The organism is Prevotella amnii CRIS 21A-A, assembly GCF_000177355.1.
Lineage (GTDB): Bacteria > Bacteroidota > Bacteroidia > Bacteroidales > Bacteroidaceae > Prevotella > Prevotella amnii.
The window spans coordinates 1-1,074 of sequence record NZ_ADFQ01000116.1; the positions used below are offsets into that span (position 1 = coordinate 1).

1 protein-coding gene is annotated in these 1,074 nt (G+C 35.4%); it reads left to right on the forward strand.

The window, feature by feature from the left end; all coding sequences use genetic code 11:
• Window positions 1–655: RHS repeat domain-containing protein (locus HMPREF9018_RS11360; protein ID WP_008451440.1), on the forward strand; the 655-nt coding region annotated here is incomplete at its 5' end.
• Between the last annotated feature and the right edge of the window lie 419 nt (window positions 656–1,074).

Below are 1,074 nucleotides of genomic sequence, written 5' to 3' on the forward strand. Positions count from 1 at the left end.
TTACATCACCAATCTTGACGGCGAGGTGACACAGCACATCGAGTATGTACCGTTTGGAGAAGTGTTCATAGAAGAACGCAACAATACGTGGAACACGCCGTACCTCTTCAACGCTAAAGAGTTTGACGAGGAAACAGGTATGTATTACTATGGTGCGAGGTACTATGAGCCAAGACTGAGTTTGTGGATGAGTGTAGATATATTTGCAGAAAAATATTATAATATCTCACCTTATAGCTTTGGTGCTGATAATCCACTTATTTCTATAGACATCAACTGCGATAGTTTGTTTGTACTTACTGCCCCAAAAGGTGCAGGAGGATATGGGCATATGGCCATTTTAATACAAACTAAAGACAAGAAATGGGCATTGTTCTCAAAAAATGGAACTAATGACTGGAGTGGAATTAGTGGTGAGAATAATAGGGGAGACGACAGAGGCACTTCTATTTTCAATTCTCCAAAAGAATTCCTAAGGAGTTCCAAAAATTCAGTAGATTCTAAGACAAAGCAACCTGAATATACAGAAGGATATCTAATTCCTGCTACAACCCAACAAGATGAAGCTGCAAAAAGAGGTGCCTTGGAGGAATTAAATAAAAATTATAATGTACTCGGCTCAAATTGTACAAAAACAGTACAAAATGCTTTATAAAAGCAGGGAAAAAACCAGGAGAATTATCTTATGAAGATTTGAAATCCACTCCTTTCATGAATCCGATAGGAGATTTAGTGAATAAGATTATTGACAGAAAAACTCCTAATCTTATATATTCAAGGATTAAAAAGCAGAATAAAGGTCAAACTATTAAACGATAGTATATTTGAACCAGCAGGCAGCAATGTTATGCTGCTTGCTGGTTTTTATACTTGAATTATTCTTTATGTACAAAAATCAGTTATGGCAATGTTATTCAATTTGTATACTATGAGGAAGATCATTTTATCGACTACTTTGATAATATTAATTATAAATGCTTTGTCTTCATGTAATTGTTTTTATAAACGAAAGACTTTAAGAATTGCTAATAGTATATCTGCCGCAGAATCTCAAGGGCGAGGTGCGCTTGTGTC